This window comes from Nocardioides turkmenicus, assembly GCF_011045035.1.
GTDB classification, from domain to species: Bacteria; Actinomycetota; Actinomycetes; order Propionibacteriales; family Nocardioidaceae; genus Nocardioides; species Nocardioides turkmenicus.
Map to the genome: position 1 here is coordinate 1 of NZ_JAALAA010000006.1, position 24,615 is coordinate 24,615.

A 24,615-nucleotide genomic window follows, 5' to 3' on the forward strand; every position below is an offset into this window, starting at 1 on the left:
GACCCACCCCGGGCACCCGCTGCCGCCGGCCCGTCCGGTCATGGCCGGGCCCGGGCCGGTCCGCCCGGCCGCGCCTCGGCCACCGGCGGGCGGGCTCTACCGCCGCCTGGGCGTGGCCGCCGGGATCGGCGTACTCACGATCTCGCTCACCGGCTGCTCGATGCCCGCGTCCGTCGAGCTCGAGCAAGCCAGCAAGGTCTCGCTGCGGAAGGACGCGGTGGCGGACCTGATGAAGGACTGGAACAAGCGCAACAACAAGGCGATCAAGGCCAACCAGCCCGGCAGGTGGGATGCCGAGGCCTGGGCCCAGGCCGACAGCGGTCCGGTCCTGGCCAAGGACCAGCTCACGTCCACGGCCAACAAGAGCTTCGATGTCCGGGACCGCCCGCCCACCTGGGTGGGGGTGCCGGGCCGGGTGTGGTCGGTGCAGCTCCACGAGTACCCGATGTGGGCCGTCGTGGAGGTCAACGTCAAGGGCGAGAAGAAGGCGAAGCTGACCCGGCTGGCCGTCTACGAGCAGCAGGACGCCCTGTCGCCCTGGAAGGTACGCAGCAGCCTCGGGGTCAAGAAGAAGGCCGTCCCGCCCGAGGTCGAGGGTGCGGCTCCGGCCTCCGCCGCGGTGACGAAGCGGGTCGAGGAGGTCGCCGCGAAGATCGACGCCTATCTCGAGAAGCCCAAGCGGATCGACGGTCTCAACGGGTTCAAGAAGCTCGCCGCCCCCGGCGCCGAGATCGCTGCGTACGCCTCGGACATGGGTGTCGACCTGGTCAGGACGACCGCCGAGCCCTTCGACGCGACGAGCACCCGGATCGTGCAGACGCCCGAGGGTGCGCTCGTGATGCTCGACTTCACGACCGACACCATCGTCGGTGGCCAGGATGGCGAGTGGGAGTGGAACCCGCCCTACGACGAGTTCCGCAGCCGGGCTGGCAAGAACCTGTCGATCCGGTCGGCGGTGTCGGTCGCGGTGCTGGTGCCGACAGACGGCGACCCGTCGGTCCTCGGGGTCGAGTACGGCGAGATCATGGGCGCGAAGGTGAAGAACTGACTCCCAGGGTTCATCCCGTGCTCGCGTGAGCGGCGGGTGGGCTTTCCCCGGGAGGTCTAGCGTCGCAGCATGCATCATGCTGCGGCCGTCGGACTGGCCATCGGCGCATGCGTCCTGTTCTCGCTCTCGGCTGCGGTTCAGCAGCGCGCCAGCGCTCTCGCGCCCGGCCGCAGCGGCGGGATCTACGGGATCGAGCAGCTGATGCTGGCGCTGGTGCGCAACCCGCTGTGGGTCACCGGCGCGGTGATCAACGCGGTCGGCTTCGGGGTGCAGGCGGTCGCGCTCCACCTCGGGTCGATCTCGGTGGTGCAGTCGGTGATGCCCACGCAGCTGCTCTTCGCGCTCGTCTTCGCCTCCATCGCCGCCCGCCACCTTCCGACGGCCGCCGACTGGGTCAGCGGGGCCGCGATCTGCGGGGGTGTGATCCTGCTGGTCACCGACGACCACCGCGGCGGCACCTACGCCGATGTCGGTCGCGTCGCGCTCTTCGCGGCGTGCGCGGCGGTCGTGATCTGCGTACTCCTGCTGGTGGCGCACCGCTTCCCGCCGCCGATCGCGGCCGCCACCACCGCCGTCGCGGCCGGGTGCTCGTTCGCGACCACCTCGGTGCTGCTGAAGATCACCGCCGACCGGGCCGCTGCCGACGGCTTCCTCGGGTTGCTCACGCTGCCGGCGTTCTACGGCCTGCTGTGCACCTGCGGCCTCGGCATCGTGCTCACCCAGGCGGCGCTCGCCGCCGGTCCGCTGCCGTGGGCGATGGCGGCGATGACGATCACCAACCCCACCGTCTCGTACGTCGCAGCGGTCGTCGCCTTCGGTGCCTCTGCCCCCACGCCCTGGGTCGCGGTGTCCGCCGGAGCGCTGCTCGTCACCGGCATCGTCGGGCTCGCCCGGTCACGCTCGGTGGTCAGGTGGACGCCGGTCCAGCCGGAGCGGGCCGAGATCCGGGTGCCCTAGCTAGACCCGCTCCTGCATCGAGCGCGGCCAGGAGCGCCGCCTCGTCCGCGTGGTCGACCTGGGCCGGAGGTGCTCGGGCAGCGCGCTGATGTAGGGCGCGGCATGCCGGCACTCGCCACAGGTGACGTCTCGATAGTCGTAGGAGGTCAGTGGATCTTCTCCGTACGCGCGACACACCGGCCCGAAGGAGTCGGCGAAGTGCGTACGCTGCTGCGTGGTCAGCTCGCTCATGTGCGCCTCACGTGGTCATTGGCTGGGAAGGGTCACAGCAGGGTAACGACTTCTCAACAGCCAGTGTGCAGCGACACTCTGACGACCTCGCTCCGATCACGCATAGCGTCGGGAGCGCCGCGCCGCCTGCCGCTGCCGCGACCGGGCGAGCAGATACGTCGGAGCGGTCTCCTGGGCGAGGCTCTCGTGGAGCTCCAGCATGTCCTCGATCGTGCGTGACCACGGGAACTGCTCGGCCCGCGCCCGTGCCGCGTGGCGGGTCGCGACGATGGGACGCTCGGCGACGTCGATGACCGCGTCGGCCAGCGCTGCCGGATGCGCCGCGGCCCAGGCCCCGCACCGGGGGTCGATGAGCTCACGCGCGCCGCCGCGGTCGGCGGTCACCACCGGCGTACCGCTGGCGAGGGCCTCCAGGACGGCGAGGCCGAAGGTCTCGCGGGGGCAGACGGAGAGCGCGACATCGGCCTCCGCCAGCGCTCGCGCGATCTGGTGGCGGTCGGAGACGTGCCCGTGGAAGACGACCGGCGCCTCGGCGGCGAGAGCCTCGATCTCGGCGCGGTGCGGCCCGTCGCCGTAGACGTCCATGCGTACGTCGAACCCGCGGCGGTGCAGCTCGACGGCGGTGGCGACGGCGAGGTCGGGCGACTTCTCCCGGGAAAGACGGCCGACGTGGACGAGCCGGAGGGTGTCGTCGCGGTGCCCGAGCGAGGGCTGGAAGAAGTCCAGGTCGACGCCGAGCGGGACCTGTGCGATCGGGCAGCCGACGGTCGCCGCCAGCGGCTCGAACTCGTGCCGGGCGTAGTCGGAGGTCACCAGCACCTGGTCGAAGGAGCGCACCAGCATCCGGTTGAGCAGCGCGGTGGAGACCTTCGAGGTGGTGTCCATGCCGGTGTAGGTGGGCATGTACTCGTCGAGCCGCTCGTGCGAGAAGAGCACCGTGCCGATGCCCTGACGCCGGGCCCAGCGGGAGACCGGCAGCATCGTGAACTTGTCGCTGACCTCGAGGCTCGTCGGGCGGTAGCGGGTCAGCACGTCGGTCACCCGCCACGGCTCGATGATCAGCCGGTAGCCGCCGCCCACGCGCGGTGCTCTCAGCTGCACCACCTCGCCGAGGTCGGTCGAGGTGACCGCGTCGTACGGGCCGGGAACCACGAGGAGCCGGTCGTGGCCCGCCTCGCGATAACCGCGGGCGAGGGCCTCCAGAGCCGTCTTCATCCCGCCGGAGGTGGGACCGACGAAGTTCGCGAGCTGAGCGATGAGCACGGGCTCATCGTGTGGCATCGAGGTAGCCCTTCGGCGACCTCGATGTGACGTCGGCATGGCGAGGCGGCGTATTGGTTCAGGGGAGACCGGTCCGGAGTAGCGTTGAGGCATGACCAACCTGGACGCGCACCCCACCCCTGTCGAGTGTGTCGGCGGGACCGGCGACGAAGGCGTCGAGATCCAGATCATCACTCCCCGTGACGTGCCCCTCGGTGGTCCGCGGGCGATGAACGTACGCCGCACGCTGCCCGCTCGCTCGCGCTCGCTGATCGGTGCGTGGTGCTTCCTGGACCACTACGGCCCCGACGACGTCGTCGTCTCCGGCGGGATGGAGGTGCCGCCCCACCCGCACACCGGGCTGGCGACGGTGTCCTGGCTGTTCACAGGGGAGATCGAGCACCGCGACTCGGTCGGCACGGTGGCGATGGTGCGGCCGGGCGAGGTCAACCTGATGACCTCCGGACGCGGCATCTCCCACTCGGAGAACTCGACGCCCGAGACCACCGTCCTGCACGGGGCGCAGCTGTGGGTCGCGCTGCCGGACGAGTTCCGCGATGTCGAGCCGGCCTTCGAGAACCACCGGCCGACGCCGATCGAGCGCGACGGCGCGACGGTCCGGGTCTTCCTGGGGTCGCTCCTCGGCACCACCTCGCCGGTGCGGACCTACTCCGAGATCCTCGGCGCCGAGATCCTGCTCGAGCCCGGCACCCGGCTCGAGATCCCGGTCGACTCCCGCTTCGAGCACGGTGTGCTCGTGGACACCGGTGAGGTGTCGATGACCGGCACCGGCCCGTCCGGACCGGCCTCGGCCACCGTGCCGAAGGACTCGCTGGCGTACGCGCCTCCGGGCGCCACCACGTTGGTCCTGCAAGCCGGCGAGGCCTGGACCCGGCTGCTCCTGCTCGGCGGTCCGCCGTTCGGTGAGTCGATCATCATGTGGTGGAACTTCGTCGGGCGCACCCACGACGAGGTCGTCGGCTACCGCCAGGAGTGGCAGGACCAGGTCACCCGCGGTGGCGGCGAGGTGGTCGAGGACTCCCAGGACCTCGCCGAGGGGCGTTTCGGGCTGGTCGAGGGGAACCACCAGAGGCCGATCCCGGCGCCTCCGCTGCCCAACGCGCGCCTGCGCTCGCGGTCCTAGGGCATGTCTGGCAAATCCACGCCCGCTACGCGACGTTTCGCATCCGATCTGGCTGCGTTGCCGCCGCTCGACAGCCTCCAGGATGCCTTCGCAGCGGACGCCTTGCCAGATCGGCCCGAAACGCCGCTCGCGGCCGCCGTGTCTTTACCAGACATGCCCTAGCCGGCGGCCTTAGGTGGGGTCAGCGCTCGTGCTTAGACTGCAGTCGTGAGTGACGAAACCTCAGACCCAGGGGTCGTGCTGGCCGTGGCGGTGGGCCGCAGCCGTAGTCAGGCGGCGGTCTTCGACCTCGCCGGGCGCGAGCTGGCTGGCGACACCCGCGACCACGAGGTCGGCATCTCCGCCGAGGCGCTGATGCCCGAGGTCGTCGAGCGGATGACCAAGATGGTGGCCTCGATCGACCTGCCGGTGCTGGCGATCGGGATGAGCCTCCCCGGCGTGGTCAACCCCGACCTCGGGATGAGCATCGACACCCCGGCGATGGGCGGCTGGGACGGCGTCCAGCTGGCGCCCTACTTCACCTCGTTGACCGACGCCCCGCTGATCCTCGCCCACGACGCCCACGCGCTGGCGCGCTCGGAGCTCTTCAACTCCGACCATCCCGTACGCAACGCCCTGGTGATCAAGGCCTCGACCGGTCTCGGCATGGGCATCATCACCGACGGCAAGGTGGTCACAGGTGCCCTCGGGGCGGCCGGCGAGATCGGTCACACCCGCATCGACGCCGCCGGTGACCGGCCCTGCCGCTGCGGCTCGACCGGCTGCCTGGAGACGGTCGCGTCCGGCTGGGCGCTCGCCCAGCGGCTGACCGACTCCGGCGTCCCCGCCGGCCACGTACGCGACCTGGTGGCCGCTGCGCTCGCCGGCGACGCGGTGGCGCGCGGGCTGCTGCGCGAGGGCGGACGACAGCTCGGCGAGGTCGTGGCCACCGCCGTCAACCTGCTCAACCCGGAGGTCGTCGTCATCGGCGGCGACATGGCCGGGGCCTTCGACCTCTACACCGCCGGCGTGCGCGAGAGCGTCTACGCCCGCGCCAACCCGATCGCCACCCGCGAGCTCACCTTCATGGCCCAGCTGCACGGCGACTCCTCGGGTCTGGTGGGCTGCGCCGCGATGGCGATCGAGTCCATCACCGACGCGTCGTGATCGTCGGCCTGCTCTGGCTGCTCGGGTGCCAGCTGGCCGGAACCGCGATCGTCGAGCTGACCGGGATCCCGTTGCCGGGCCCGGTGGTCGGGATGCTGCTGCTCTTCGTCGTCCTGGTGCTGCGCCGCAGTGACGGCGAGGACGACCCGGTCATCCAGGTCGGCGACTACTTCCTCTCCCACCTGCAGCTGTTCTTCATCCCGGCCGGCGTCGGCGTGATCGTCTACCTCGCGGTCATCCGTGACTCGGCAGTGCCGATCGTCGTCGCGCTGCTCGGCTCCTGGCTCCTCGGGCTGGCCACCGTGGGCTGGGTGCTCACCCTGTTCCTCCGCCGCGTCCCGTCGGCCGTCGGCACGGATGGTGCTCCGGGGGAGGAGATCGAGTGAGCGTCATCCTGTGGCTGTTCGTGACGGTGGCGGCGTACGAGCTCGGGCGGTGGCTGCGGGCGCGGACCCGTTCCCCGCTCGCCCAGCCGGTGGCGGTGGCGATCGTGATCGTCGGCGCGCTGCTGACGGCCACCGGCACGACGTATGACGACTATGCCGATGCCACCACGCTGATCAGCTTCCTGCTCGGCCCGGCGACGGTGGCGCTGGCGATCCCGCTCTACCACCAGGTCGCCCGGCTGAGAGGGATGGTGGTGCCCGTCCTGGTCGCGCTGACCGCGGGCGCGACGGTGTCGATCGTCAGCGGCATCCTGCTGGTGCGCTGGCTCGGCGGCAGCGACGTGCTGGAGCGGACGATGGCCCCGAAGGCCGTGACGACGCCGGTGACGATCGAGCTGACCGAGCGTCTGGGTGGCTATCCGGAGCTGTCGGCGGCCTTCGCGATCGTGATCGGGATCGTCGCCGCGATGGTCGGCCCGCGGGTGCTGACCCTGCTCCGGATCCGGGACCCGCGGGCCCGCGGGGTGGCCGTGGGCGCGGTCTCCCACGGGATCGGCACCGCCCGGATGCTGGAGGAGAGCCGGGTCGAGGGCGCCTTCTCCGGGCTGGCGATGGGGCTCACCGCGGCGGTGACGTGTCTCATGGTTCCGCTGGTGGCGTACTTCCTCCTCTGACCCCGACCCACGCCCTAACGTTGGTCTCATGGCTCGCGTGCACGCCTTCACCGACGACGTACTCGGCACTCTCGACGCGGTCGGGGTCGCCGAGGGCCTTCGGCGCGGGGACTTCAGCACGCTGGAGGTCGTCGAGGCGGCCATCGCCCGGATCGAGGCGGTCGACCCCGCGCTCGGCGCGATGGCCTACCGCACCTTCGACCGGGCGCGGGTCCAGGCGCGCGCTCCCCGCGCCGGCTTCTTCGCCGGCGTGCCGACCCTGATCAAGGACAACACCGACGTCGCCGGGGTGCCCACCAGGAACGGCACGGATTCGTACGTCACGCCGCCGGCCTCCCGCAACGGCGAGATGACCAAGCTGCTCTTCAAGCTCGGCCTGCTGTCGCTGGGCAAGACCCAGCTCTCCGAGTTCGGCTTCTCCGGCACCGCCGAGCACGCGCGGCTGGGTGCGGTGCGCAACCCGTGGGACGCCGGCCGGGTGGCAGGTGCCTCGTCGGCGGGGTCGGGGGCGCTGGTGGCGGCTGGTGCGGTGCCGATGGCTCACGGCAACGACGGTGGCGGCTCGATCCGGATCCCCGCCGGCACCTGCGGTCTGGTCGGGCTCAAGCCGACGCGTGACCGGCTGCCGCAGGACCCGCTCTACGGGCTGCTGCCGCTCAAGATCGTCACCGACGGCGTGCTGACCCGGAGCGTGCGCGACACGGCCGCGTTCTTCCGGGAGGCGGAGAAGGCCCATCACACCTCGCTGCCGCTGATCGGCGATGTCACCGGGCCGGGGACGAATCGGCTCCGCTGCGCCGTCTTCACCGGAGCGCTGGGCCGCGAGGCCAGCCCGGAGGTCGCCGAGCTGACGCTCAAGACCGCAGCCGTGCTGGAGGAGCTCGGGCACACCGTCGAGACCGTGGCGCCGCCGGTGCCCGAGACCTTCGCCGACGACTTCGTCCTCTACTGGGGCACGCTCGCCGTCGCCCTGGTCAACGCCGGCCCGCTCCGCGGCAAGACCTGGGACCGCCAGCGGCTCGACAACCTCACCGTCGGCCTGGCACAGCACACGATGAAGAACGCCAAGCACGTCCCCGCCGCCATCGTCCGGCTGCGCAAGGCACAGGCGATCGCGGAGGGGTTCCATGCTGCGTACGACATCGTGCTGACGCCGACCGTCGCCCACGAGACGCCTGAGATCGGCAGGCTGGCGCCGAGCCAGGCCTACGAGCTGGTGATGAAGCGGCTGATGGACTGGGTCGCGTTCACGCCGTGGCAGAACGTCACCGGCGGGCCGGCGGTATCGCTGCCGGTGCAGCAGACCCTCGCGGGACTGCCCCAGGGGATGATGTTCGGCGCCGCCCCGGGGCGCGAGCGAATGCTGCTCGAACTGTCCTACGAGCTCGAGGAAGCGATGGGTTTCGCGCACATCTGGGAGCCTGGTCGAAGCGCCGAGGACCCTGCTGACCTGGGATGATGTGACCGTTGCTCGGAGGGGTCGTGCCGATTTGTTGAGCATCGCGCCGTGCCGTAATGTTCTCTCTCGCAACGCCCCTTTAGCTCAGTCGGCAGAGCGTCTCCATGGTAAGGAGAAGGTCTACGGTTCGATTCCGTAAAGGGGCTCTGGAGTTCGGGACCCGCAGTAGGAATACTGCGGGCCTGATTCCTGTTGAGGCGGGGTAGCTCAGGCGGTTAGAGCGCACGACTCATAATCGTGAGGTCGCGGGTTCGATCCCCGCCCCCGCTACCGCCAAAGACCGCATCACCTCGATCAGCACCGTAAGGATTCTCCCGTGGCCAGCAAGAGCAGCGACGTTCGCCCGAAGATCACCCTCGCTTGCACCGAGTGCAAGGAGCGGAACTACATCTCGAAGAAGAACCGTCGGAACGACCCCGACCGCATCGAGCTCAACAAGTACTGCCCGCGCTGCCGCAAGCACACCGCGCACCGCGAGACCCGCTGAAGCATCACAGTAGAGCGCGACGCTGATCGGCGCTCCGAACGCCCCGCCCCGAGTTCCGGGAGGCGGGGCGTTCGTTCTTTTGCCGAGAAGTCACCCCGGTCGGCCGAGAAGTCACTCCCGTCGGTCGAGTCGGCAGGCCGGTGCCCTCTCGGCCTGCGCGCGTGACGCCTCGGCCGACGCGGGCGACTTCTCGGCAGGCCACTAGAGTTGTCCGCATGGCAGTTGATGGGTCGCTCGTAGGGCGCGCGTTTCCTCCGACCAGGCCCTATCGGGTCACCGACGAGAAGGTGCGGGAGTTCGCCGCCGCCACCGGTGTGAGCTGGGAGAGCGGGGACCCGGTCCCGGCGACGTTCCCGATCGTGCTCGCCTTCGACGCGATGAACGCCTTCCTCGACGACGTCGAGGTCGAGCTGTTGCGGATCGTGCACGGTGAGCAGAAGTTCTCGTACGCGCGGCCGATCGCGCCGGGTGACGTGCTGACCGCGACGCTGAGCGTCGCCTCGCTGCGCCAGATCGGCGGCAACGACATCATCGGTACGGTCTCGGAGATCACCGACGACTCCGGCGCGGTCGTGTGCACCACGTCGGCCACCCTGGTCCACCGAGCGGCGGAGGTCGCCTGATGACTCTCGAAGCAGGCGCCGAGCTGGCCCCGAAGACCTACCCCGTCACCCGCGCGTCGCTGGTGCGCTACGCCGGCGCGAGCGGCGACTTCAACCCGATCCACTGGTCCGACCGGGTTGCCACGGCCGTCGGGCTGCCCGGCGTGATCGCCCACGGCATGTTCACCATGGCCCTGGTCGCCCGCGCGGTCTCGGAGTGGACCGACGGTGCCGAGGTCGTCGACTTCGGCGCGAAGTTCACCAACCCGGTCGTCGTGCCCGATGACGACGAGGGCACCTCGGTGACGGTCAGCGGCACCGTGAAGTCGGTCGAGGACGGGGTCGCGACGATCACCCTGACCGTCGTCTCCGGCGACCAGAAGGTCCTGGGCATGCCGAAGGTGACCGTGCGTGCCTGAGCTTCTCTCCCGACACACCACCTTCCATCTCGGCGGCCCGGCGGCGGAGTTCGTCACCGCGACCACCGAGGCGGAGATCATCGAGGCCGTGACCGCGGCCGACACGGCCGGCAAGGACGTGCTGGTCCTCGGCGGCGGCAGCAACCTGGTCGTCGCCGACGCCGGCTTCCCGGGCACCGTCATCAAGCTGGCGACCACCGGGGTCGACGTGGAGACGGTGGAGGCTGGCGTACGCGTCACGGTGGCGGCAGGCGAGACCTGGGACGACTTCGTGTCGACCGCCGTCGACAAGGGCTGGAGCGGGATCGAGGCGCTCTCCGGCATCCCCGGCAGCGTGGGCGCGACGCCGATCCAGAACGTGGGGGCGTACGGCCAGGACGTCTCTCAGACCATCGCCTCGGTCAAGGTCTTCGACCGCGAGCTCCGCGAGGTGCAGAGCTTCACCGCCGAGGAGTGCGAGTTCGGCTACCGCTGGTCGCGGTTCAAGGCCGCGCCCGGGCGCCACGTGGTCCTCGCGGTCACGTTCCTGCTCGGCACGGACGGTGAGACCGGGTCCCCGATCGCGTACGCGCAGCTCGCCGGCGCGCTCGGCGTCGAGCAGGGCACCCGGGTGCCGTCCAAGCAGATCCGGGAGGCCGTGCTGGCCCTGCGGAGCAGCAAGGGCATGGTCATCGACGAGGCCGACCACGACACCTGGTCGGCGGGCTCGTTCTTCACCAACCCCGTCGTCGCGCCCGAGGACGTGCCCGAGGGCGCTCCGGCCTACCCGCAGCCCGACGGCACCGTGAAGACCTCCGCCGCCTGGCTCATCGACCACGCCGGCTTCAAGAAGGGCCATACACCCGACGGCTTGGCGGGCAAGGTGTCGCTCTCCACGAAGCACACCCTCGCGCTCACCAACCGCGGCGAGGGAACCACCGAGGACCTGCTCGTCCTGGCGCGGGAGGTCCGCGACGGGGTCGAGGCGGCGTACGGGATCGTGCTCGTCAACGAGCCCGTCATGCTCGGCGTGGAGCTCTAGGCGAGACCAGCCCCGGCTCGTAGGCGATGACGGCGATACGCGATGACGACGAGCTGTGCGCGGTCGCGTGACGGCGTCGTCGCTGGCGGGATGGCGATGGCGATCGTCCTCGGTCTCGCAGCTCTGGTCCTCGGCGCTCTGGACCTGACCCGATCCCGCCGAGTCGGCGCAAATGTCCCACGCTGAACTCGGCGCGAGATTCCGGGACATCAGCGCCGACTCGGCGTCAGGACCGCCGCAGGAGAATGAGCACCTCGTGGTGGTCGGTGTTCGGGAACATGTCGAGCAGGCGTGCGGACACCGGTCGCAACGAGGGCATGTCGCCCAGGTCCCGGGCGAGGGTGTCGACGTTGCACGAGGAGTAGACGACGTGCTCGACGCCCGACTCCTCCAGCCACCCGGAGAGCGCGGGGCCGATGCCGCGCCGCGGTGGGTTGACGATGACCAGGTCGGGCGCGGAGCCTGCCGAGAGGGCGTACGCAGCGGCGTCCCCGGCCACCCAGCTCGTGCCGGGCAGGCCGAGCTCGGCGGCGGTCGACGCGGCGGCCTCGATCGCCTGCTCGCTGGACTCGACACCGAGCACCTCGCGACCGGGGGCTGCGACGTGCAGCCCGAAGCCGCCGACACCGCAGTAGAGGTCCCACACGGTGGCGGGTGACACCGAGGAGACCAGGTCTCGGGCGTGGCGGTAGAGGGCCGCGGCCACGGCGGTGTTGGTCTGGAAGAACGAGTGGGGACGCAGCCGCAGGCCGATCCCGTTGACCTCCATCGTGAGCGCCTCGCGGGCGGTCAGGAAGATCTCCTCAGGACCCTCGATGACCGCCTTGTGCTCCGGCTGGATGTTCACCGAGGCCACCGCGATCGGCAGTTCGTCCAGCAGCGCCGGGAGGTGCTTGCGCAGCCGGGACAGCGCCTCGGTGGACCGCAGCACCCAGCGCACCATCAGCTCGCCGCCGGGCGCCTCGGTGGCGATCACGTGCTTGAGCTCGCCGCGCCGCTCGGGCACCGAGTAGGGGGTCAGCCGGGCGGTCGTGACGAACCGGGACAGGACCGGCAGCGCGGCCTGCAGCCCCGGCGTGTGCAGGCCGCAGGCGAGAAGGTCCACGCCGAGACCGTCATGGGACAGGATCCCCAGCGTCGGTGCCTCCACCGACCCGGCGACGACCATCTTGGCCTTGTTGCGGAAACCGGCCTCCGGGCTGGAGACCGGTTCCTCCCAGCGTGCGGCGTCGAGTCCGACCGGGTCGAGCGCCTCCGCGACCCGCCGCTGCTTCTGCGCGAGCTGGTCGGCGTACGCCATCTCCAGCCAGCGGCAGGAGCGGCAGGCGCCGGAGGTGAAGTAGCCGCAGTCCATTCGTCAGATGCGGCTGCTGAGCATCGCGTTGATGCTGTCGAACGTCGTGGTGTCGGTCTCGTTGGAGGCGACGACGATCATGACGATGATGAAGATGATGTAGGCGATCCAGAAGAGCATGTAGAGCGCCCCGAAGATCGTCCCGATGAGGCCGGTGATGAACCCCGCCTGAGCGTTGCCGCGGCCGCTGTAGGCCGCCGGGTTGGCGTCGATCTCGGACATCACCCGCTTGCCCTTGGCCCATCCGAAGGGCGCGACGAAGACGCCGATCCCGCCACACATGACCGACAGGCACAGCCCGACGATCCCGAGGACCATCGCCGAGTTGGCCTCGGGGTGGGGAGGAGGCTGCGGGATCCCGTAGGGCGCCGGCTGGTACCCCGGCGGAGGCGTGCTCGTCATCTCTCAGAACTCGCTGTCGTAGCTGTCGTAGCCACTGTCGTAGCTGCTGTCGTCGAAGCCGCCGCTGACGCCGATGATGATGACGATGGTGATGACGACGATGCTCAGGACCAGCAGGACGGTGCCGATGATGCCGAGGATGAAACCGGCCTGTGCGTTGCCGCGGCCGGTCAGGGCCCCGGCGGCCGCGTCGATCCGCTTCTTCGCGGACAGACCCATGAAGAGGGCGAAGGGGGAGAGCACGATCGGGAGACCGCAGAAGAACCCGCCCGCGAGCCCGATGATGCCCAGGACCATGGCGGTGGTCGCGCCCGAGTCCGGGGTGCCCACCTGGGCCGAGTACGCAGCCGGGGCGCCGTAGGGCGCCTGGCCGTACCCCGGCTGACCGCCGTAGGTCGGCGGCGGAGGCGTCTGCCCGTAGCCCGCCGTCGGAGCCGGCGGAACCGGCGGGTTCTGGTCGAAGGTCGCCCCGCCGTAGGGGTTGGACGGCTGCTCGCCGTAGGTCTGGCCGTACATCGGCTGGGTCGGCGCGGGCGGCGTCGACCCAGGCGGGGTCGCCACCCGGGTCACGTCGGACTGATCCGACTCGGGAGTCGGCTCGGACGGGTTCGGCGGAGGCGTGGGGGAGGCGTCGGCCGGCTTGTTGAGATCGGGCTGATCGTCGGACGGGTTCGTCATGGCCGACATTCTGTCTTAACTCGGCGAATCGGTGGGCTGCGAGGGCGTCGTGAGCCAGTCGTCGACCTGGGCGAGCAGCCCCTTCTTCGTCGACTCGGGCGCGGTGGAGGCGGTGATCGACATCCGGGCCAGGTCGGCGAGGGTCTCGTCGGTGAGCTCGTGGGCGGCCCGCATCGTGGCGTACTGCGCCGCCAGCCGGGACCCGAACAGCAGCGGGTCGTCGGCCCCCAGGGCCACCGTCGCGCCCGCGTCCAGCAGCTGCGGCAACGGCACCGAGGTGAGGTCGGAGTAGACGCCGAGCGACACGTTGGAGGTCGGGCAGACCTCCAGCGCGACGCCCGCACGAACGATCTCGTCGAGCAGCTCAGGATCCTCCGCCGCGCGTACGCCGTGACCCAACCGGGTCGCGTGCAGCGACCGCAGCACGGTGCGGATGTGCTCGGGCCCGCGCAGCTCACCGCCGTGCGGCATCAACCGCAGTCCGGCGCGCTCGGCGATCCGGAAGGCGTGGTCGAACTCCTCGGTCCGCCCGCGCCGCTCGTCGTTGGAGAGCCCGAACCCGACCACACCGTGGTCGACGTACTGCCCGGCCAGACGCGCCAGCGTGCGCGCGTCCATCGGGTGCCGGGTGCGGTTGGACGCGATGATCACCGCGATCCCGAGCCCGGTCGCCCGCTCCGCGTCGCGGACGGCGTCCAGCACCAGATCCGTGAATGCCGTGATCCCGCCGAACTTCGCCGCATAGCCCGACGGGTCGACCTGGATCTCGAGCCACCTGCCGCCGTCGCGTACGTCGTCCTCGGCGACCTCCATGACCAACCGCCGGATGTCGGCCTCGGTGCGCAGCACCGACCGGGCCACGTCGTAGAGCCGCTGGAACCGGAACCAGCCCTTCTCGTCGGCCGCGCTCAGCGCCGGGGGCCACTCCGAGACCAGCTGCTCGGGCAGCCGGATCCCGTCGCGGGCGGCCAGCTCGAGCAGGGTCTCGTGGCGCATCGCACCCGTGAAGTGCAGGTGCAGATGCGCCTTCGGCAGCGTACGCAGGTCGCGTCGGGCCTCGCCAGAGTCAGCAGTCACGCGAGCAGCTTCTCCGCGGCAGCCAGCTTCACGCACACCGTGACGACCTCCATGGCCCCGCTGACCTGCTCCAACGGCGGGAAGGACGGCGCCAGCCGGATGTTGGTGTCCTCCGGGTCGACCTTGCCGGGGAACGCCGAACCCGCCGGGGTCAGCGCGACGCCGGCGCCCTTGGCCAGCTCGATCACCCGGGTCGCGGTGCCGGGGAGCACGTCGAGGCTCACGAAGTAGCCGCCCGCGGGCTTGGTCCAGGTCGCGATGCCGAGCGATCCCAGCTCGTTGCTGAGCGCGTCCTCGACGGCCGCGAATCGCGGAGCCAGGAGGTCGCGGTGCTTGGCCATGTGCTCGCGTACGCCGGCCGCGGAGCCGAAGAACTCCGCGTGGCGCAGGTGGTTGACCTTGTCCGGGCCGATCGCGCCGTGGCTGAGGTGGTCGAGCCACCAGGCGACGTTCTCCTTCGAACCGCCGAAGAAGCCGACGCCCGCGCCCGCGTAGGTGACCTTGGAGGTCGAGGCGAAGACCAGCGGACGGTGGGGGTTGCCGGCCGCGTTGGCCAGCGAGACCACGTCGGCGGTCTTGGTCTCGGCCGGGGTCAGGTGGTGCAGCGCGTAGGCGTTGTCCCAGAAGATCTTGAAGTCGGGAGCCGCGGTCGGCATCGAGGCGAGCCGCTCGGCGATCTCTTGCGAGGTGGTGTCGCCGGTCGGGTTGGCGTAGGTCGGCACCAGCCACATGCCCTTGATCGCCGGGTCGTCCTTGACCAGCGCGGCGACGGCCTCGACGTCGGGCCCGTCGGCGTGCATCGGGACGGTCACCATCTCGATCCCGAACCACTCCAGCAGCGTGAAGTGGCGGTCGTAGCCCGGCACCGGGCAGATGAACTTCACCGTCTCCTCACGACCCCACGGGCGCTCGCTGTCGACGCCGCCGTGAAGCCACAGGTACATCAGCGTGTCGCGCATCATGGTGAGGCTCGAGTTGCCGCCGGCGATGAGCTGGTCGGTCTCCAGGCCGAGCAGCTCGGCGTAGATCTCCCGGATCTCGATGCCGCCCGCCAGCCCGCCGTAGTTGCGCGTGTCGGTGCCGTCCGGGGCCGTCGTCGACTTGGGGAGATGGAGCAGGCCGTCGGAGAGCTCGAGCTGGTCAGCGGAGGGCTTCCCCCGGGTCAGGTCCAGCTTCAGGCCCTTGGCCACCAAGTTGTCGTACGCCGTGCGCTGCTCCGTTGCGAACGCTTCGAGTTCCTCGCGCGAGAGCTCGGCGAGGGGACGGGGATCTGAGGTCATGCCAGCAATCCTATGGGTCAACGCACCCCGGTTTTGGAGCGGCCATTGCCCAGTGCGTAGACTCACCGTTGGTGGTCTTCCCACATGGTTAGCCGCGCCCTCAACCGCGCGTCTGATGCAGACCTCCGTAGGGCACTAGCTCAACTGGCAGAGCATCGGTCTCCAAAACCGAAGGTTGGGGGTTCAAGTCCCTCGTGCCCTGCAAAGCCGGACCAGCGATGGAAACGTTTTCGAGAGAAGGTGGCGGCGTGACGGACAGCAAGGCAGTCCCGACTCCGAACGACAAGAAGACGGAGAAGCGCACCAGTCTCCCGACTTTCTACCGCCAGGTCGTGGCCGAGCTCCGCAAGGTCGTCTGGCCGACGCAGCAGCAGCTCACGACGTACTTCATCGTGGTTCTGGTCTTCGTCCTGGTCATGATGGCGGTCACTGCGGGTCTTGACCTCGCGTTCGGCAAGTTGATGTTCTGGGTGTTCGGCGGCCGCGACGCGTGATCGCGTGGGCCCCGGCCCGCGGAACACACCCGAAATACACATTCAACGGTTTGGAGCAGGACGTGTCTGAGCAGGACTACACCGAGGAGACCGAGGTCCTCGAGACGGCCGAGGCCGCCTCCGACGTGCCTGCAGAGGCCGAGTTCGACGAGGCCGACGAGGCCGCTGACGCCGACACCTCCTTCGACGAGATCGTCGAGGGCGAGGCCCCTGAGGCCGCTGACGACGACCCGCTCGAGGCGTTCCGCCGTGAGCTGTGGGCCAAGCCGGGCGACTGGTTCGTGATCCACACCTACTCCGGCATGGAGAACCGGGTGAAGTCCAACCTGGAGAACCGCATCGTCTCCCTCAACATGGAGGACTACATCCACGAGATCGTGGTCCCCACCGAGGAGGTCCCGGAGATCAAGAACGGCCAGCGCAAGATGGTCAAGCGCACCGTTCTCCCGGGTTACGTCCTGGTCCGGATGGACCTCACCGACGAGTCCTGGGCCGCCGTACGCCACACCCCGTCGGTCACCGGTTTCGTCGGCCACAGCCACCAGCCGGTGCCGCTGTCGATGACCGAGGTCGAGAACATGCTCGCCCCCGCCGTCGTCGCGCAGGCCGAGGCCGAGGCTGCCGCCGCCGGTGAGGCCGCGACCGCCAGCGCCGGTGCCACCGGCACCGCCAAGAAGCCGGTCGAGGTCGTCGACTTCGCCGAGGGCGACTCGGTCACCGTCGTCGACGGCCCCTTCGCCACCCTCCACGCGACCATCACCGAGCTCAACGCCGAGTCGCAGCGCGTCAAGGCTCTCGTCGAGATCTTCGGCCGCGAGACCCCGGTCGAGCTCTCGTTCAACCAGATCGAGAAGGTTTGAGCCTACGACCCTGCGAGCGAAGCGAGCAGGGTCGTAACGCGAAAAGGTCGAGCGAGCGTCACCACTGAGCTTGCGAAGTGGAGTAAGCGGGTCGAGACCCACTTTCCCGTAACAGTCAGGCCCCTGCCCGCATCCGCGAGCAAGGGGCCTGATGCATTTCCTTGGCTGTTCCGGGTCAGACCGGCGCCGGCGACGTCGAGAACCCCTGCGGATCGCTGGCCGCCGGCAACCGCACGAGAGTCTCCAAGTCGCGTACGACGGCAGCGGGCGTGATCGAAGCAGGCATCAGGAGCACGTCGATGAGCCCGTCGACGGAGTTGTCGACGGTGAACCGAGCCGCAGCGTTGATCCTGACGAGCTCGTCGACCGCGCCGAGAGCGGCAGCCGAGCGGATGCCTCGCGCCAGCGCGGCGGGGTCGTCGGGCGCGACCAGCGTGATCGAGCCGCAGTCCGTCTCGGGGAGCCCGCCGTCGTCGGAGGCGACCACGCGGCAACCTGAGTGTTGGGCCTCGATCGAGACGATGCCGAAGGTCTCGTGCCAGTACTGGCTGTTGGAGGGCATGACGATGATGTCGTGCCGCGCCATCAACGTGGCCATCGCGCCCGGCGTGGTCCTGCGGGGCACGAGCCGCACGCTGGGATGGGCCTCGAGGACGCGCTCGATGTTGCGGCCCTGTGGCTTGTCGGCGCCGGCGGTCGTCGCCGTGCAGGTGAAGGCTCGTTCCTGACCGGTCGGGGCAAGGTCGAGCATCGCCAGCAACGTGTAGATCCCCTTCTCCGGGCTCAGCCGGCCCGCGTAGAGGATGCGGATCTCAGCCTCCTCCGCGGGTGGGCGGAACTCGGTGCTGAAGCACTGCTCGGCATACGGGTAGACGATGCTGATGGTGTCGACGTCGACATCGAGGAACTCGGCCCACAGATGGGCCGAGAACCGGCTGGTCGCGATCAGCGATCGGTCCTGCATCGTGGCCGCGACGCGCACTCGGTCGGCGTCGGCGCCCGGAGGTGGCACGTGCAGCATCTGGTACGCCGGTCGCTTGGTCTCCACGACGGGGAACTCGGCGACGAAGATCACCACGCCGTCCAGGTCGCCGACATCCGCGACGCGCGCCATCGAGAGGAACGGGATGTCCGTGAACTCGTCGCGGCCGTCCGTGATGCCGACTCCGATGGTGACGATATGGGCGTTGATTCCGCGGCGATTGAGCTCGCGGACATGCCCGATCGTGTAGTTCTCGGTGCCCCCGGTGCCTGCTGGCAGCGGCTGGTGTGGGTTCCAGATGAAGTAGATGGGTCCGACTGTCTTCGGACGATCGCCGTGATACGAAGGCATCTGCCCACTCTGCGAGTCGCTGCCGACACCGCTGCCATGTGCTTCCGCGATGTCCGCGGCGAGCGGCAGGTGTCCTGCAGTCTTGGCCTCAGTCTAGCCGGTGAAGGCTCACCTCACGTAGACGCGGACTTCCCAGGGCTCGAGCCGGTCGGGATCGCGCCTGCTCGCGGGATAGTTGGCCAGCACCAGGTCGCGAGCCAAGCGGTCCTTGCGGTCGAGGGAGACCGGCTGGTCGGAGAGGTTCGCGTAGACGGTGAGAGCCGTGTCGCCCAGGTGGCGCCGGAAGGCGTAGATCTGGTCACGGCCCGTCTCCACAGCGGCGAAGTGCCCGTCCACCACGGCCGGTAGGCGATGCCGCAGCGCGATCAGGGCGCGGTAGTACTCATAGATCGAACCCGGTACGCCACGCTGCGAGGCGACGTTCAACCAACTGTGGTTGGCATTGACGCCGATCCAGGGGCTCCCCGTCGTGAAACCGGCACCGGGCGCGGCGCTCCACTGCATCGGCGTACGTGCGTTGTCCCGGCTTCGGCGTCGCAGGGTGTCGAGCACGACGGAGACGTCCTCGCGGTGCGTACCGACCGCTCTGGCGTAATAGTCGAGCGACTCGATGTCCCGGTAGTCGTCGATGCCGGCGAACTCGGCATTGGTCATGCCGATCTCCTCGCCCTGGTAGACGTACGGTGTGCCCCGGTGCAGGTGCAGCACCGTGGCGAGCGCGGTGGCCGACTCACGCCAGTACGTGGCGTCGTTGCCGTAGCGTGAGACGACCCTGGGCTGGTCGTGGTTGTTCCAGTAGAGGCTGTTCCATCCGGTGTCGCCGAGGGCGGTCTGCCACCTCGAGAGTGTGTCGCGCAGGTCGTTCACGCTCATCCGCCGCTGGGTCCACTTGTCGCCGTCCGCGTCCAGGGAGACGTGCTCGTACTGGAACACCATGGCCAGCTGACCGCGGTCCCGGTCGGTGAACTCGCGGGCCTGCTCGGGCGTCACGCCCGGCATCTCGCCCACGGTGAGGTAGCTCCCCGGCCGAGGGTCGAAGACGCGGCTCTTCATCTCGGCCAGATAAGCGTGGATCCGGGGGCCGTGACTGAAGTACGGCATGCCGTCGCCGTATCCGTCGCGGGTGAGCGGCCCGTCTGGAAGTCGGGGATCCTTGGAGATGAAGTTGATGACGTCCATCCGGAAGCCGTCGACCCCGCGATCGAGCCACCAGTCCATCATGGTGAAGACGGCCTCGCGGGTTTCCGGATTGTCCCAGTTCAGATCCGGCTGGGACGCCGAGAACAGGTGCAGGTAGTACTGACCGCGCTCCGGCGCCCACGTCCATGCCGAGCCGGCGAAGGACGAGCCCCAGTTGTTCGGCTCCGACCCGGGCTCCCCGGGCACGGTCCCTGGCCGTGCGTCCCGCCAGAAGTACCACCCGGAGGTGGCAACGTCACGGGAGCCGCGGGAGGCGAGGAACCACGGGTGCTGGTCAGACGTGTGGTTGACGACGAGGTCCATGATCAGTCTCATACCCCGCAGATGCACCGCAGCGAGCAGCCGGTCGAGGTCCTCCAGGGTGCCGAAGAGCGGATCGACGGCCTGGTAGTCGCTGACGTCGTAGCCGTTGTCCCGCTGCGGCGACCGATACACCGGGGACAGCCAGATGACATCGATCCCCAGCTCCTGGATGTGGTCCAGGTGCTCGACGATTCCGGTCAGGTCGCCGACGCCGTCACCGTCGGAGTCGGCGAAGCTGCGGGGGTAGATCTGATAGACGACTGCCGACCGCCACCACGCCTCGTGGTCCGGCGATCGACCCACGCCGGGTGTGGCCATGTGCCACCGCCTCGCGTCTGCCACCATGCCAGTGTCGAGAGTGACCTGGGCGACTGTGGCCTTGCTGCGAGCCTATCCGGAGCGCAAAGCGCTCGGGGGTGCGAGGAAGCCTCACGGCAGCGTGTCGATGAGCCACTCGACGTACCCGGTGATGTCGGTGACGACACCGGGCACGGCAGCCCGGGCTTCAGTGACGGTCTTGCCGAGCAGCCGGATGCTGCAGGAGTCCACGGCACGGTTGGTGTCCCAGCCGGCGGCGAGGTCGGGGAAGCGGGAGGAGAGCTCGGCGGCGCAGATACCGCGCCGCTCGGAGATCGAGGCCCAGCTGCCGTCGTCGGACGGCGTCGGGCTGGGGGTGGGCGTGGGCGACGGGCTCGAGCTCGGCGTAGCGGAGGGCTTGGCTCCGGCGGACGGCTTCGGCGCGGTGGTGGCGGGCTTCTTCTTCCCGGGCTTCTTGTCGGTCTTCTTCCCCGCGTTCGGCCCATGGCCGGACGGGCTGGGCTCGGCATGGGCCGGGGCAGCGGCGGCGAGCTCCACGTCGTCACCGCCGTAGGGGCTGTCGGCGTAGCCCTTGGCGATCTTCAGGACCGTGGTGACGTACGCCTGGCTCTGGTTGTAGCGACTGAGCGCGGCGTGCTTCCCGCGATCGGTGGAGACGTCCTCGTCGCCCGAGCAGAGGTAGACCGCGGCGGCCAGGGCGGCGTCGTCGATGTCCTGGGGGTCGCGTACGCCGTCCCCGTCCCCGTCGACGGCGACCAACGGCCAGGTCGTGGGGATGAACTGCATCGGCCCGACGGCACGGTCGCCGCTGGGGAGCTTGTCGACGGAGCCTCCGTCGGTGTCGGGGGAGGGGTCGCCCGCGGGCGTGGTCAGCGCGGGGCCGTAGATCGGCGGTGTCGCCTTCCCCGCGGAGTCGAGCCGGCTGCTCTTCAGGCGGCCGTGGTCGGACTCGACCATCCCGACGGCGGCGAGCAGCGTCCAGTCCAGGGCGCAGGCCCTGTCGGCGGTGGTCACCACGGCGGCCGCACGCTGGTAGGCGGCCAGCGCCGGCATCGGGATGTCGCGTCCCTGCGCCATCGCGACGGCGATCGTGCCGGTCCGTGCGCCCTTGCGGGCACCCTGGGACGGAGCCGGCTCGGTGACGCTCGCGGGCTGGTCGATCACCGAGGTCGCCATGGGCTCGCCGCCGGGCAGCGTCACCGGTTCGACGGGATCGAAGCCGGCGCCGGTGCTGGCGGCGGTCCAGGCGGCCGAGAGCACGGACAGCGGCACCAGCGCGGCGAACATGGACAGACGACGTCGGTTGAACAACTGAGCTCCCTTTGTAAATCCCCGGGGGAGTATGTCAGGACGATGTGGCGGACGTCATGAAGAGGGGTCCGGTCAGTGAACCCGCACCTGCGCCGGACCCGGGCCTGTCGCTGATTTCGTGGAACCGACCTCGATCACCGACAATTGACCGGTTGCGAGAGCAACACAGCAGGTGGCAGAGGCCGAAACGTACGAACGGCTTCGTCATGACCACGAGAAGGAAGAGATCTCAAGAATGCCTCCGAAGAAGAAGATCGCAGCGCTCGTCAAGGTGCAGCTGCAGGCCGGCTCCGCGACCCCGGCCCCGCCGGTCGGTACCGCGCTCGGTCCGCACGGCGTCAACATCATGGAGTTCTGCAAGGCGTACAACGCCCAGACCGAGTCCATGCGCGGCAACGTCGTCCCCGTCGAGATCACCATCTACGAGGACCGCTCGTTCACCTTCATCACGAAGACCCCGCCGGCCGCTGAGCTGATCAAGAAGGCCGCCGGCCTGAAGAAGGGCTCGTCCGTCCCGCACAAGGACAAGGTCGGCAAGCTGACCAAGGACCAGGTGCGCGAGATCGCGACCACCAAGCTGCCCGACCTCAACGCGAACGACATCGACGCCGCGATGAAGATCGTCGAGGGCACCGCCCGCTCCATGGGCGTCACCACCGACTGATACGTGGGAGAGCCGCGCTGGCTCGCTAACCACATCTCCTCTTAACTACCGAAGGAATCACCATGCAGCGCAGCAAGACCTACCGCGCGGCGTCGGAGACGTTCGACAAGAACGAGCTCTACGCCCCGCTGGCCGCGATCAAGATCGCCAAGGGCTCCAGCAAGAAGAAGTTCGACGAGACCGTTGACGTCGTCATGCGTCTCGGCGTCGACCCCCGTAAGGCCGACCAGATGGTGCGCGGCACCGTCAGCCTGCCCCACGGCACCGGTAAGACGATGCGCGTCATCGTCTTCGCCGCTGCTCCGGACAAGGCCGAGGCCGCTCGTGCCGCCGGTGCGGACGTCGTCGGTGGCGACGACCTCATCGAGAAGGTCTCCGGTGGCTGGCTCGACTTCGACGCCGTCGTCGCGACCCCCGACATGATGGGCAAGGTCGGTCGTCTCGGCCGCGTGCTCGGCCCCCGCGGCCTCATGCCGAACCCGAAGACCGGCACCGTCACCCCGGACCCGGCCAAGGCCGTCTCCGACATCAAGGGCGGCAAGATCGACTTCCGGGTCGACCGTCACGCCAACCTTCACTTCATCATCGGCAAGGCCTCCTTCTCCGAGGCTCAGCTCGCTGAGAACTACGCCGCTGCTCTCGAGGAGGTGCTTCGTCTGAAGCCGTCCTCCTCCAAGGGCCGCTACCTGAAGAAGGTCACCCTCTCGACCACCATGGGCCCCGGTGTCCAGGTCGACCCCAACCGCATCAAGAACGTTGCGGTCGAGGACGAGGCCTGAGCCTCTCTGACCAACCCATCGAGCGCCGTTGCCCCCGGGCAGCGGCGCTCGATGCATTTGTGCGCTGCGCACGTCAGGTTTCTGTTCCTCCGGCACTGCCCACCGGGTCCGCGGCCTCCTACTGTCGGGAGGTCGACGAAAGGAACATCGGTGTTCAGACTTCGCGTCCTCCTCCCTGCGCTCGTCTCAGCGGCGGTCACCATGACCGGCCTCACCGGCGCGGCGGCGGCCCCATCCGACACATCCGACACATCCGACACGGTCATCGCGACCGACAAGGGCGTGGTCCGGGGACTCGCCCACGACGGCTACCGCACCTTCCAGGGCATTCCGTACGCAGCGCCGCCCATCGGCGAGCGGCGCTGGCAGGCTCCGGCGCCGGCTGCCCGGTGGTCCGGAGTGCGGGGGGCCACCGAGCCGGGCAGCCAGTGTGCGCAGATCGCCCCGGCGTACGGGGGAGGGACGACGTACGTCGAGGACTGCCTGTTCCTCAACGTCTTCGTCCCGGACCGGCCGGTGAAGCGGAAGCTGCCGGTGATGGTGTGGTTCCACGGCGGCGGCAACACCACCGGGTCGAGCTCGAACTACGACGCGAGCAAGCTGGCCGTCCAGGGAGATGTCGTCGTGGTGACCGCCAACTACCGCCTCGGCGCGATCGGCTGGCTCGCGCACCAGCAGCTGGACGGAGCGTATGAGTCCGGCAACTACGGCCTGCTCGACCAGCAGGCCGCGCTGAGGTGGGTGCAGCGCAACATCGGTGCGTTCGGCGGCAACCGCGGCAACGTGACGGTCTTCGGGGAGTCCGCCGGCTCGATCGACACCTGTGCCCAGATCGCCTCGCCGGCTGCTGCCGGGCTGTTCCACAAGGCGATCCCGCAGAGCGGCTCCTGTGCCGCGCCCGCCCGGACCGACGCCGGTGCGGAAGCCGAGGGGCAGCGACTGGCGGCCGCGGTGGGCTGCGGGGACGTCGCTGACGTGGCGGACTGTCTGCGGGCCACGCCGGTCAAGGATCTGATCGAGGCGTTCGCTGCCGCGCGGCTCAACGCAGGTCCGGTCGTCGGTGACCCACGTGTCCTGCCGCGCACCTACCCCGACGCGATCGCGTCGGGGCGGTTCAACCGGGTCCCGGTGATGCACGGGTCGACCCTGGACGAGATGCGCCTCTACGTCGGCCTCGAATATCCCCAGCCGATCACCGCGCAGAAGTACGAAGAGGTCGTACGCAGCACCTACGGCCCCGCGGCCGACGCCGTCCTCGCGCTCTACCCGGCCGATGCCTACGACGACCCGCGCCACGCACTGGCCGCGATCCGCACCGACTCCGCCGGTGCGCTCTCGACCTGCGCCCACCAGGATGCGTTCCGGCTGCTCACCGATGCCGGGGTGAACGTCTTCGCCTACCAGTTCGCCGACCGGGGCGCGCCGCCGCTGATCGACCTGCCGGGATACGACGAGGGTGCCGAGCACGCCACCGAGCTGACGTACCTCTTCCCGGGTCTGCTCGGTGAGCTCGACGAGGCACAGACAGAGCTGTCCGACACGATGGTCTCCTACTGGACGTCGTTCGCCCACCACGGTCGTCCGGCCGATCCGGGTGCGGCGCGTTGGCCCGCGTTCCGGCGCTCCGGCGACGTGCTCCAGCTGGCTCCGGGCGAGGGTGGAATTCGTCTGGTGGACACCGTCGAGACGAGCAACTGTTCCTTCTGGGACGGCATTCTCGGCTGACGT

General features: G+C 69.6%; 26 protein-coding genes and 3 tRNA genes. 19 read left to right on the forward strand and 10 right to left on the reverse strand.

The annotated features are described in order from the left end of the window. Both G5C66_RS08255 and G5C66_RS08260 read left to right on the forward strand, forming a co-directional pair. The coding region (locus G5C66_RS08255) for a hypothetical protein (RefSeq protein WP_165110489.1) at positions 1–1,048 on the forward strand (1,048 nt) is incomplete at its 5' end. Positions 1,049–1,117: 69 nt separating this feature from the next. Beyond that, positions 1,118–2,005, forward strand: coding sequence for a DMT family transporter (locus G5C66_RS08260; protein WP_165110490.1), 888 nt, complete (start codon positions 1,118–1,120; stop codon positions 2,003–2,005). Here G5C66_RS08260 and G5C66_RS08265 read toward each other — a convergent pair whose 3' ends face one another. After that, positions 2,006–2,236, reverse strand: a complete 231-nt coding sequence (locus tag G5C66_RS08265) for a hypothetical protein (protein WP_165110491.1) — start codon at positions 2,234–2,236, stop codon at positions 2,006–2,008. A 96-nt stretch (positions 2,237–2,332) separates the two neighbouring features. Further along, entirely contained in the window at positions 2,333–3,451 is a 1,119-nt protein-coding gene (locus G5C66_RS08270) for a glycosyltransferase (protein WP_420901735.1), read from the reverse strand. A gap of 157 nt (positions 3,452–3,608) precedes the next feature. On the opposite strand from G5C66_RS08270, the gene G5C66_RS08275 reads away from it, so the two are divergent. The 11 genes from G5C66_RS08275 (at position 3,609) to G5C66_RS08325 (ending at position 10,834) form a co-directional block, all read left to right on the forward strand. Beyond that, positions 3,609–4,640 carry a pirin family protein gene (locus tag G5C66_RS08275; RefSeq protein WP_165110493.1) on the forward strand — a complete coding sequence of 344 codons (1,032 nt, stop codon included), beginning with the start codon at positions 3,609–3,611 and terminating at the stop codon, positions 4,638–4,640. Positions 4,641–4,847: 207 nt separating this feature from the next. Next, a complete protein-coding gene (locus tag G5C66_RS08280) occupies positions 4,848–5,786 on the forward strand; it encodes an ROK family protein (RefSeq protein ID WP_165110494.1) in 939 nt (312 codons plus the stop codon). Beyond that, positions 5,783–6,172, forward strand: a complete 390-nt coding sequence (locus G5C66_RS08285) for a CidA/LrgA family protein (protein WP_165110495.1) — start codon at positions 5,783–5,785, stop codon at positions 6,170–6,172. Before G5C66_RS08280 ends, G5C66_RS08285 begins: the two co-directional genes overlap by 4 nt. Beyond that, entirely contained in the window at positions 6,169–6,846 is a 678-nt protein-coding gene (locus tag G5C66_RS08290) for an LrgB family protein (RefSeq protein WP_165110496.1), read from the forward strand. The genes G5C66_RS08285 and G5C66_RS08290 overlap by 4 nt, the downstream gene beginning before the upstream one ends. A 28-nt stretch (positions 6,847–6,874) precedes the next feature. Continuing rightward, positions 6,875–8,305, forward strand: a complete 1,431-nt coding sequence (locus tag G5C66_RS08295; RefSeq protein WP_165110497.1) for an amidase — start codon at positions 6,875–6,877, stop codon at positions 8,303–8,305. 73 nt (positions 8,306–8,378) lie between these two features. Beyond that, positions 8,379–8,451 (forward strand) — tRNA-Thr (locus tag G5C66_RS08300). A 50-nt stretch (positions 8,452–8,501) separates the two neighbouring features. Continuing rightward, a tRNA-Met gene (locus G5C66_RS08305) sits at positions 8,502–8,575 on the forward strand. A gap of 46 nt (positions 8,576–8,621) precedes the next feature. Continuing rightward, positions 8,622–8,792, forward strand: coding sequence for a 50S ribosomal protein L33 (gene rpmG, locus G5C66_RS08310; protein WP_091042824.1), 171 nt, complete (start codon positions 8,622–8,624; stop codon positions 8,790–8,792). 215 nt (positions 8,793–9,007) lie between these two features. After that, positions 9,008–9,415, forward strand: coding sequence for an FAS1-like dehydratase domain-containing protein (locus G5C66_RS08315; protein ID WP_165110498.1), 408 nt, complete (start codon positions 9,008–9,010; stop codon positions 9,413–9,415). Next, on the forward strand, positions 9,415–9,813 hold the full coding sequence (locus tag G5C66_RS08320; protein WP_165110499.1) for a MaoC/PaaZ C-terminal domain-containing protein: 399 nt from the start codon (positions 9,415–9,417) through the stop codon (positions 9,811–9,813). Before G5C66_RS08315 ends, G5C66_RS08320 begins: the two co-directional genes overlap by 1 nt. After that, positions 9,806–10,834, forward strand: a complete 1,029-nt coding sequence (locus G5C66_RS08325; RefSeq protein ID WP_165110500.1) for a UDP-N-acetylmuramate dehydrogenase — start codon at positions 9,806–9,808, stop codon at positions 10,832–10,834. The genes G5C66_RS08320 and G5C66_RS08325 overlap by 8 nt, the downstream gene beginning before the upstream one ends. Positions 10,835–11,060: 226 nt before the next feature. On the opposite strand, the gene rlmC is transcribed toward G5C66_RS08325, so the two are convergent. The 5 genes from rlmC to G5C66_RS08350 are packed head-to-tail and all read right to left on the reverse strand — an operon-like array spanning position 11,061 to position 15,625. Further along, positions 11,061–12,188: a 23S rRNA (uracil(747)-C(5))-methyltransferase RlmC gene (gene rlmC, locus G5C66_RS08330; RefSeq protein ID WP_165110501.1), complete on the reverse strand. Its 1,128-nt coding sequence runs from the start codon at positions 12,186–12,188 to the stop codon at positions 11,061–11,063. A 3-nt stretch (positions 12,189–12,191) separates the two neighbouring features. Further along, a complete protein-coding gene (locus G5C66_RS08335) occupies positions 12,192–12,590 on the reverse strand; it encodes a DUF4190 domain-containing protein (protein ID WP_165110502.1) in 399 nt (132 codons plus the stop codon). Between the two features lie 3 nt (positions 12,591–12,593). Continuing rightward, positions 12,594–13,268 carry a DUF4190 domain-containing protein gene (locus tag G5C66_RS08340; protein ID WP_165110503.1) on the reverse strand — a complete coding sequence of 225 codons (675 nt, stop codon included), beginning with the start codon at positions 13,266–13,268 and terminating at the stop codon, positions 12,594–12,596. Between the two features lie 15 nt (positions 13,269–13,283). Continuing rightward, positions 13,284–14,345 (reverse strand): adenosine deaminase, encoded by a 1,062-nt coding sequence (locus G5C66_RS08345; protein ID WP_338144111.1) that lies wholly within the window; start codon positions 14,343–14,345, stop codon positions 13,284–13,286. Next, a complete protein-coding gene (locus tag G5C66_RS08350; RefSeq protein WP_165110504.1) occupies positions 14,342–15,625 on the reverse strand; it encodes an aspartate aminotransferase type Ic in 1,284 nt (427 codons plus the stop codon). The genes G5C66_RS08345 and G5C66_RS08350 overlap by 4 nt, the downstream gene beginning before the upstream one ends. Before the next feature lie 129 nt (positions 15,626–15,754). On the opposite strand from G5C66_RS08350, the gene G5C66_RS08355 reads away from it, so the two are divergent. The 3 genes from G5C66_RS08355 to nusG all read left to right on the forward strand — a co-directional run bounded on the left by G5C66_RS08355 (position 15,755) and on the right by nusG (position 16,979). Continuing rightward, positions 15,755–15,827, forward strand: a tRNA-Trp gene (locus G5C66_RS08355). Between the two features lie 46 nt (positions 15,828–15,873). Then, positions 15,874–16,119: a preprotein translocase subunit SecE gene (gene secE / locus G5C66_RS08360; RefSeq protein WP_420901732.1), complete on the forward strand. Its 246-nt coding sequence runs from the start codon at positions 15,874–15,876 to the stop codon at positions 16,117–16,119. 62 nt (positions 16,120–16,181) lie between these two features. Next, entirely contained in the window at positions 16,182–16,979 is a 798-nt protein-coding gene (gene nusG, locus G5C66_RS08365; RefSeq protein ID WP_338144112.1) for a transcription termination/antitermination protein NusG, read from the forward strand. A gap of 175 nt (positions 16,980–17,154) precedes the next feature. On the opposite strand, the gene G5C66_RS08370 is transcribed toward nusG, so the two are convergent. The 3 genes from G5C66_RS08370 to G5C66_RS26435 form a co-directional block, all read right to left on the reverse strand. Then, positions 17,155–18,312, reverse strand: a complete 1,158-nt coding sequence (locus G5C66_RS08370; RefSeq protein ID WP_165110507.1) for a glycosyltransferase family 4 protein — start codon at positions 18,310–18,312, stop codon at positions 17,155–17,157. 108 nt (positions 18,313–18,420) lie between these two features. Then, a complete protein-coding gene (locus tag G5C66_RS08375; RefSeq protein ID WP_165110508.1) occupies positions 18,421–20,133 on the reverse strand; it encodes an alpha-glucosidase in 1,713 nt (570 codons plus the stop codon). A gap of 111 nt (positions 20,134–20,244) precedes the next feature. After that, entirely contained in the window at positions 20,245–21,444 is a 1,200-nt protein-coding gene (locus G5C66_RS26435; RefSeq protein WP_165110509.1) for a lytic murein transglycosylase, read from the reverse strand. A 235-nt stretch (positions 21,445–21,679) separates the two neighbouring features. Here G5C66_RS26435 and rplK point away from each other — a divergent pair, with 235 nt between their 5' ends. The 3 genes from rplK to G5C66_RS08395 all read left to right on the forward strand — a co-directional run bounded on the left by rplK (position 21,680) and on the right by G5C66_RS08395 (position 24,612). Next, complete coding sequence (rplK, locus tag G5C66_RS08385; RefSeq protein ID WP_165110510.1) at positions 21,680–22,108, forward strand: 50S ribosomal protein L11; 429 nt, start codon at positions 21,680–21,682, stop codon at positions 22,106–22,108. Positions 22,109–22,170: 62 nt separating this feature from the next. Continuing rightward, entirely contained in the window at positions 22,171–22,887 is a 717-nt protein-coding gene (gene rplA / locus G5C66_RS08390; RefSeq protein ID WP_165110511.1) for a 50S ribosomal protein L1, read from the forward strand. 150 nt (positions 22,888–23,037) lie between these two features. Then, a complete protein-coding gene (locus G5C66_RS08395; RefSeq protein ID WP_165110512.1) occupies positions 23,038–24,612 on the forward strand; it encodes a carboxylesterase family protein in 1,575 nt (524 codons plus the stop codon). The last annotated feature ends 3 nt before the right edge of the window (positions 24,613–24,615 follow it).

What these genes read in the sequence shown, in the direction of transcription:
- rplA (WP_165110511.1), top strand. Translation starts at nt 22,171, where the DNA reads ATGCAGCGCAGCAAGACCTACCGCGCGGCGTCGGAGACGTTCGACAAG.
- G5C66_RS08350 (WP_165110504.1), bottom strand. Translation starts at nt 15,625, where the DNA reads ATGACCTCAGATCCCCGTCCCCTCGCCGAGCTCTCGCGCGAGGAACTC.
- G5C66_RS08375 (WP_165110508.1), bottom strand. Translation starts at nt 20,133, where the DNA reads ATGGCCACACCCGGCGTGGGTCGATCGCCGGACCACGAGGCGTGGTGG.
- G5C66_RS08275 (WP_165110493.1), top strand. Translation starts at nt 3,609, where the DNA reads ATGACCAACCTGGACGCGCACCCCACCCCTGTCGAGTGTGTCGGCGGG.
- rplK (WP_165110510.1), top strand. Translation starts at nt 21,680, where the DNA reads ATGCCTCCGAAGAAGAAGATCGCAGCGCTCGTCAAGGTGCAGCTGCAG.
- G5C66_RS08340 (WP_165110503.1), bottom strand. Translation starts at nt 13,268, where the DNA reads ATGACGAACCCGTCCGACGATCAGCCCGATCTCAACAAGCCGGCCGAC.
- G5C66_RS08270 (WP_420901735.1), bottom strand. Translation starts at nt 3,451, where the DNA reads ATGAAGACGGCTCTGGAGGCCCTCGCCCGCGGTTATCGCGAGGCGGGC.
- G5C66_RS08260 (WP_165110490.1), top strand. Translation starts at nt 1,118, where the DNA reads ATGCATCATGCTGCGGCCGTCGGACTGGCCATCGGCGCATGCGTCCTG.
- G5C66_RS08335 (WP_165110502.1), bottom strand. Translation starts at nt 12,590, where the DNA reads ATGACGAGCACGCCTCCGCCGGGGTACCAGCCGGCGCCCTACGGGATC.
- G5C66_RS08370 (WP_165110507.1), bottom strand. Translation starts at nt 18,312, where the DNA reads ATGCCTTCGTATCACGGCGATCGTCCGAAGACAGTCGGACCCATCTAC.
- G5C66_RS08265 (WP_165110491.1), bottom strand. Translation starts at nt 2,236, where the DNA reads ATGAGCGAGCTGACCACGCAGCAGCGTACGCACTTCGCCGACTCCTTC.
- rlmC (WP_165110501.1), bottom strand. Translation starts at nt 12,188, where the DNA reads ATGGACTGCGGCTACTTCACCTCCGGCGCCTGCCGCTCCTGCCGCTGG.
- G5C66_RS08295 (WP_165110497.1), top strand. Translation starts at nt 6,875, where the DNA reads ATGGCTCGCGTGCACGCCTTCACCGACGACGTACTCGGCACTCTCGAC.
- G5C66_RS08315 (WP_165110498.1), top strand. Translation starts at nt 9,008, where the DNA reads ATGGCAGTTGATGGGTCGCTCGTAGGGCGCGCGTTTCCTCCGACCAGG.
- G5C66_RS08320 (WP_165110499.1), top strand. Translation starts at nt 9,415, where the DNA reads ATGACTCTCGAAGCAGGCGCCGAGCTGGCCCCGAAGACCTACCCCGTC.